5 protein-coding genes are annotated in these 6,582 nt (G+C 49.9%); 4 read left to right on the forward strand and 1 reads right to left on the reverse strand.

Going from position 1 to position 6,582, the window contains the following annotated elements; genetic code table 11:
• The first annotated feature begins 277 nt into the window (after positions 1-277).
• From EJP87_RS12765 to EJP87_RS12775, 3 genes are all read left to right on the forward strand, one after another.
• The gene (locus EJP87_RS12765; protein ID WP_193771364.1) at positions 278-1,294 is read left to right on the forward strand and encodes a substrate-binding domain-containing protein; all 1,017 of its coding nucleotides are present in this window, start codon (positions 278-280) and stop codon (positions 1,292-1,294) included.
• The gene (locus EJP87_RS12770) at positions 1,291-3,258 is read left to right on the forward strand and encodes a sensor histidine kinase (RefSeq protein WP_130472258.1); all 1,968 of its coding nucleotides are present in this window, start codon (positions 1,291-1,293) and stop codon (positions 3,256-3,258) included. Before EJP87_RS12765 ends, EJP87_RS12770 begins: the two co-directional genes overlap by 4 nt.
• A 569-nt stretch (positions 3,259-3,827) precedes the next feature.
• Positions 3,828-4,430: an outer membrane protein gene (locus EJP87_RS12775; protein WP_193771365.1), complete on the forward strand. Its 603-nt coding sequence runs from the start codon at positions 3,828-3,830 to the stop codon at positions 4,428-4,430.
• Between the two features lie 18 nt (positions 4,431-4,448).
• Here EJP87_RS12775 and EJP87_RS12780 read toward each other — a convergent pair whose 3' ends face one another.
• The gene (locus EJP87_RS12780; protein ID WP_130472260.1) at positions 4,449-4,754 is read right to left on the reverse strand and encodes a helix-turn-helix domain-containing protein; all 306 of its coding nucleotides are present in this window, start codon (positions 4,752-4,754) and stop codon (positions 4,449-4,451) included.
• Between the two features lie 209 nt (positions 4,755-4,963).
• On the opposite strand from EJP87_RS12780, the gene EJP87_RS12785 reads away from it, so the two are divergent.
• On the forward strand, positions 4,964-6,511 hold the full coding sequence (locus tag EJP87_RS12785) for a class I SAM-dependent DNA methyltransferase (protein WP_130472261.1): 1,548 nt from the start codon (positions 4,964-4,966) through the stop codon (positions 6,509-6,511).
• Positions 6,512-6,582: the final 71 nt, after the last annotated feature.

The following is a 6,582-nucleotide window of genomic DNA, read 5'->3' on the forward strand; positions in this document are numbered from 1 at the left end:
GATTAAAAGCAAAATCCCAGGGATTCCATCCCTGGACCCGGCCAGGGAGGTGCCCTCCCTGGACCCGCAATAGTTTTTGGTGGTGAATAGTTACCAGAGAAGGCAAATTAATTGCCCAGCATTCAAATTACAACTTCATCTTGTGGCTGAAAAAATGATACGATGAATCGTTGTTGATTTGAGAAACGCTCTTGCACCCTTTGTCGATACCATTCATGCCTTGCGCAGTATCTTCATGTGAAAAGGAAAAATGATGTTCCAATCGGGTTTGACAAGAATGATTGCGGCGTTTTTTCTCTTCTTAGCCACTCCCCCGCTGTTGCATGGCCATTCTGGCCTGCCGACCACCTTAAAAGGTCCAGCCTTTGCCAATCCTGAGGAGGTTGCCACTAAAGAAGAAGCGTGGCAAAAGCAACCGATACGCTATAACGCCCAGGATATGGGTGCTGAAGTAGTGGTTTTGTTGGATCAAAACAACTATCCTGGATTGTTACCGTTGATTCAGGCTTTTGCCCGCAAGCAACAGATCAAGGTTGTCGTGCGCGAGGGAACTTGTGGCCCGGCCATCGAAGGATTACAACGCAAAGAGGTGGATATAGGAGGTTCCTGTTGTCCGCCGGCAGCGGCGGACCGTTTGCCCGGATTGCGCTGGCATACCATAGGCATAGCTCCTTTAGCAATATTGGCCAATGCTGGCGACCCCATCACACAATTGAGTGCGGCAGAGGTACGCTCTATTTTTCGTGGTGAATGGCTGCGCTGGTCACAAGTGCCTTCTGTGGCACAACTGGTTGCGAAAGATCTGCCGATTCACCCGATCATCCGTTTTCATTGCAAAACGCGCCCCGGACATTGGCGCTTGCTTTTGGACAACAAAGAGCTCTTTTCCAGCCGCGCAGACGAGGTGGGCAGCATGTTGGATATGGTCACCAATATTGCCAAGCGCCGAGGCACATTAGGCTATGAAGAGAATTGGCATACCATCAATCAGCCGCGTTTCCGGGGCAAAGTCAAAACTCTCGCTGTGGACGGCTTTCATCCGCATGACCGTAAAGCGGTGGCATCAGGAAAATATCCCTTCTATTTCACATATAATGTCTCCACCTGGAGCAGCACCACGACCAGCAATGCCAAAGCCAGCCAATTGGTGGAATATCTGCTTGCGCATGCGGAAGAGATTGATCCCTCCTACCATGTGGTACCAGCCTCGGAGTTAAAAAAGCAGGGTTGGCAATTCAAAGGGGATGAGCTGATTGGTGAACCACCCTGGTTGCAAACGGTAGCACCGCCATGAGGCCATGGCAGCAACTGTGGCGTTCTGCCTCTCTGACCAGCAAAACTGCCTTGATTATGATTGTAGTGGGTACTCTCTTTTTGAGTGCGGTAGACTATTGGCAAACGATTCAGATCCGCAGCACCTTTCGCAGCCGTTTGTTGAATGAACTGGAGGTACAGGCACAACGAGACCGTCTCTTGTTTGACCAGCATTTTCGCGCTCAGGAGCAGGCGGTACAGTTGTTTGCGCAACGCTCGATTTTGCACCACTATGTCAGCGAAAAACAGCAGGAGTGGCAACAGGAGAGCGCTCCTCGACAGTGGCAGGAACACCACCCCCCTCCCTGGTTACCCACACGTTCACTGATGCGCAATCTGATTGCAGCTCCTTATATTCTTTTACTGGATCAGCGACAGCAGATTCGCGAGATATACAGGGAACAGGAGACACTGCCGGCTCTTGCCCCCAGTTTATTGCAGAGAATCAGCGCTTTGCCCTCTGACAACGAACCCAATCATATCATCAGCGCAGCAGAAGGCGCAGTCTATCTGGTTTCGGCAGGAGAAATTTTTGATCATCAGCAAAATGTTATCGCCACTATTGTCTGGATTGCACCACTTGATAATGATTTTTTATCCATTTTTCATACCACCACCGAATCGGACAGTATAGTTGTCTTGTTGCACGGGATTACTGGCGAGGTGTTTGCGAGCAGCCGCCCAGAGCGGGTAGCGAGCGGACAAACCCGTCAACAACTGGAAAAAGAGAATATTTTATTTGGCAAATTGCTCGATTATGGTTCGGCAGTCCAGGTACCGATCCATTTTATCAGCATGGTTCCTTTGGCAGATATTGATACCATCAGCTTTGCGGTCAGACAAAGCATCCGTGATCAATTTGTGTTGGGTTATGGCATTCTTGCACTGTTATTATTGACAATAATAATATTGATTATTCACAAGGTACAGCACTCCACAGAAAAAATGGTAGCGGTCACAGCACAGCAATTGGGTTTACAGCCGCAGCAGGAGCACTCTGGGGATCATCTGGAGTTGATTGAACAGCAGTTGCAATGGATGACACAAGAGATATTGCGCTCGCGACAGCAGGAGCAGGCTCGGCAAGAGGAGCTGCAGCAGATCAATGAATCGCTGCATGCTTCTTTGCAGGCCATTCGCCAGGCGCAAGAGCATCTGGTTGCCTCAGAAAAGATGGCTTCGTTGGGAATCCTGGTCGCAGGGGTGGCGCATGAGATCAACACGCCGGTTGGCACGGGCATTACAGCCGCCTCTTTTTTGGAGAGCAAATGTCAGGAGTATGCGCTCCGTATCGAGAACGACCCACCCAGCCAGGCAGAGTGGCAGCAACTGTTTTTGGATCTGCGAGAATCCTCGCAGATGGTCTTGAGTAATCTGATGCGTGCGGCAGAGTTGGTACGCAGCTTCAAACAGATTGCTGTAGACCGCACCCAGGAGGAGCGACGACTGTTTGGTTTGCAGGATTATCTGCACCATGTGTTACGCAGTCTGCATCCCCTGCTGGCACGCAGTCGCCACAGTATCACGGTGCACTGTCCTGAGGAGATTGTATTGGACAGTTATCCAGGCTCTTTTTCGCAGATTCTGACGCAGTTGGTAGTCAATTCGCTGATGCACGCTTTTCGTGATGGAGAGGCGGGCAAAATCAGCATTGACGTCCTCCGCAGGGAACACAGTCTGCACATCTTTTATGCGGATGATGGTTGCGGGATGAGTCAAGAGGAGCGGCAACGTATTTTTGATCCCTTTTTTACCACGGCCCGCCATCGGGGGGCGCATGGTTTGGGATTGCATGTGCTCTTTAATTTGGTCACACAAAATTTGCAAGGCAGCATCCACTGTGACACTGCTCCTGGCCAGGGCACCCGTTATGAAATTATCATTCCACAACGTGACACCTATCAGAGCAGCTCTCCAAGCCCACGCGCAGACGAGGAGACGTGATCTCCACAGATTGCCTGTCTTGAATGATTTCTCAAACCCCACGCGCAGACGAAAGGTGATCTCAAGCCCCAACACGCTGCCGACTTGCAAACGCTCAACAGTTACGCACAGCCTCCCTCTTCATACAGCTTCTGCAAGCAATCAGTCATTACATTCCATAATATTATAGCGATTGCACCATATTATTAATTGTTTATACTCATATGGCAACAATTATACATTGTGTGCATGTATATGTTTCAGAAAATTTTTTCTATATTGATAATCATTTTCAAGCAAAATTATCCTTGCAAAAACAGATACTGGTTATGCAATCACTCTGTTAAGACTTGACGAAAATACACAAATTAGTTTATATCTTAAGAAACGTAAAATAACAAATAATTATTGGAACAGATGGTGCTGATCTGCAGGTTATGAGACGACAATGGGCAACAGCGTACAGGACACACAGACAGCAGAGAGCATGCACATTTTGCTATTTGCAAACACCAGACACAGAGAAAAAGAGAGCGCCATTGCCGAACAGCGAATGGTCATCATTTATGCGAGAGAGGAGAAAACAAATCATGAATAAATATGTTGTTGCAGCAATGTGTGTGGTATCGCCTCTGCTGCTGAGTGCTGTTGCCGGGTCTGACGAACCGACACCATCGCGACATACCCGCTATACCAGCCTGAAGATTGGGGGAACCTTTCCACGTGACATCGAAGATAGTGGCGTCACAATCTCCTTTGCGAATGGGTTAAGTGGTTCTGTTGCCATCGGCATGAAGTTGAAGAACTCTATGCGTATCGAATTGGAAGGAGCCTATCGTAAAGTCGATTTTGAGAAAGCCACGGTTGGTCGAAATTCGGTCAATTTGAATGGTGATATTACGTCCAAATCGCTAATCGCCAATGTATATTATGATTTTAACAACAGCAGCAAGGTCACCCCCTATATTTTTGGCGGAACAGGTTATTCTTGGCACAATGGAGAGGTATCTCTCGGCAATGTGAGCATCAAAGGTTCCGGCAGTGACTTGGCCTATCAGGCAGGCGTCGGCATGAGCATTGAATTAAACCCCGGCATATCCGCAGATATTAACTACAAATATTTTGGCATACGTCTGACGGGCGAAGATTTTGGCACCCATGAGATTCTTGCCGGACTCAGCTTTGGCTTTTAGCTGTTCTGAGCCCTTGCATCAACCAGCAGAACGGGTGGATGCAAGGGCATGTTTGCCAGGAACGCTGCAGTCAGCGTAACCGTATCTTGGCTCAGATGCTGCCGCTGCCGACGCGGCCAATTGCTTTGCATTGTCAACTGTCTGGCGTTTTCCTGCGGCTAAACCAGAGGTGCCTGCGGCGATAAAATCATCCTGCCATTGGCCAATAGTCTTGGTGCTGACACCATAACGGCGAGCCAGTATAGATGCCGGTTCCTCTCGCCGCAACAAGGCCAATACGATCTGCGTGCGCTGTTCTGGGGTCAAATTGGATGGTTTGCCCATGTTATGTCCTCCTGATTCTTGTCGGTTGCTTGGGGCATTATCCGAAACTAACCGTTTCCAAACAACCATGGGCAAGACATAATTTTTACTTTGTTCATTTCTCTCCCAGTTGTTGCCGTATCCTGATTGTAGACTGGTCTTTCCGTCTCTGGTAGACTGCCGGATGTCCCCACTCCTGGCTACACTCCAAAGAATGGTGCACGAATCAAATGCTTGAAGATATTCAAAAAACTCTGTGGGCAGCAGCAGACAAGCTCCGAGCCAACATGGATGCGGCGGAATACAAGCATCTGGTGCTTGGTCTGATTTTTGTTAAGTACATCTCCGACACCTTCAGCGCCCGACAGGCAGAGTTGAAGAGGAGATTCGCTAACCCAAAAGACGAGTACCACCTCCCGGATGCCGCTCCTGCGGACATCAAGGCCGAGTTGGAGGAGCGGGACTACTACACCGCTGCCAACGTCTTCTGGGTTCCCGAAGCGGCACGTTGGGAGGCTCTTCGCTCCTCTGCCAAGCATCCGCAGATTGGTAAGTTGATTGATGAGGCTTTGACCCTCATCGAAGCCGAAAACCCAAAGCTGAAGGGGATTCTGGACAAACGGTACGCTCGCGCTCAACTCCCGGATGGCAAGTTGGGAGAGTTGATTGACCTGATTTCCACCATTGGGTTCAGCACGGATGCGGGTCAGGCACGGGATATTCTGGGTCAGGTGTATGAGTACTTTTTGGGTCAGTTCGCAAGTGCCGAGGGCAAAAAGGGTGGTCAGTTCTACACCCCATCCTCCATCGTCAAGACCCTGGTGGCGGTGTTGGCTCCCCATCATGGCAAGGTCTACGACCCTTGCTGTGGTTCAGGTGGGATGTTTGTGCAGAGCGAAAAGTTCATCGAAGCGCATGGTGGCAAGAGAGGCGATGCCTCCATCTATGGTCAAGAGTCCAATCCAACCACATGGCGTTTGGCCGCCATGAATCTGGCCATTCGGGGTATCGACTTCAACTTGGGAAGAGAACCGGCGGATACCTTCACCAAGAATCAACATCCTGACTTGAGAGCCGATTTTATTCTGGCCAATCCTCCTTTCAATGTAAGTGATTGGTGGCATGGTTCGTTGGCCGGTGACCCGCGTTGGGTTTATGGAGACCCTCCAGCGGGGAATGCCAACTACGCTTGGTTGCAGCACATGCTCTATCACTTAAAACCAACTGGTCGTGCTGGCATTGTGTTGGCCAACGGTTCGATGAGTTCATCCCAGAACAGCGAAGGTGACATCCGCAGAGCAATGGTGGAAGCGGACGTAGTGGAGGTGATGGTGGCTCTGCCGGGTCAACTTTTCTTCAATACCCAGATTCCCGCTTGTTTGTGGTTCCTGGCCAAACAGAAGAGTCAGCGCAAGGGTGAGGTGTTGTTCATCGATGCCCGCAAGTTAGGGAAGATGATTAGTCGTTCTCAGGCAGAATTGACCGATGAGGTCATCACCCGGATTGGCGATACGGTAGCGGCCTGGAGGAACAAACAGGATACCTACCAGGATACCCCCGGCTTCTGTAGGAGCGTCAAGCTCTCTGAAATTGCTGAACATGGACACGTTCTGACTCCCGGTCGCTACGTGGGAGCGGAAGAGGTGGAAGACGATGATGAAGCCTTTGCTGAGAAGATGCGGAAATTGACCGAAAAGCTGGGTGAGCAGATAGCTAAGGGACAGGAGTTGGACCAGTTGATTCGGCAAAAATTGGGTTCATTGGGGTATGAGTTCTGATGACCATGACGGATAAACTTGACCTGTCACCCTTGGAAAGAGCGATTCAGCGTCTCGATGAGGGATTGAGT

It is taken from the genome of Candidatus Magnetaquicoccus inordinatus (assembly GCF_004217665.1).
Lineage (GTDB): Bacteria > Pseudomonadota > Magnetococcia > Magnetococcales > Magnetaquicoccaceae > Magnetaquicoccus > Magnetaquicoccus inordinatus.

Bases quoted from the DNA above. Each gene is read 5' to 3' on its own strand.
- EJP87_RS12765 (WP_193771364.1), top strand. From the start codon at position 278: ATGATTGCGGCGTTTTTTCTCTTCTTAGCCACTCCCCCGCTGTTGCAT.
- EJP87_RS12770 (WP_130472258.1), top strand. From the start codon at position 1,291: ATGAGGCCATGGCAGCAACTGTGGCGTTCTGCCTCTCTGACCAGCAAA.
- EJP87_RS12775 (WP_193771365.1), top strand. From the start codon at position 3,828: ATGAATAAATATGTTGTTGCAGCAATGTGTGTGGTATCGCCTCTGCTG.
- EJP87_RS12780 (WP_130472260.1), bottom strand. From the start codon at position 4,754: ATGGGCAAACCATCCAATTTGACCCCAGAACAGCGCACGCAGATCGTA.
- EJP87_RS12785 (WP_130472261.1), top strand. From the start codon at position 4,964: ATGCTTGAAGATATTCAAAAAACTCTGTGGGCAGCAGCAGACAAGCTC.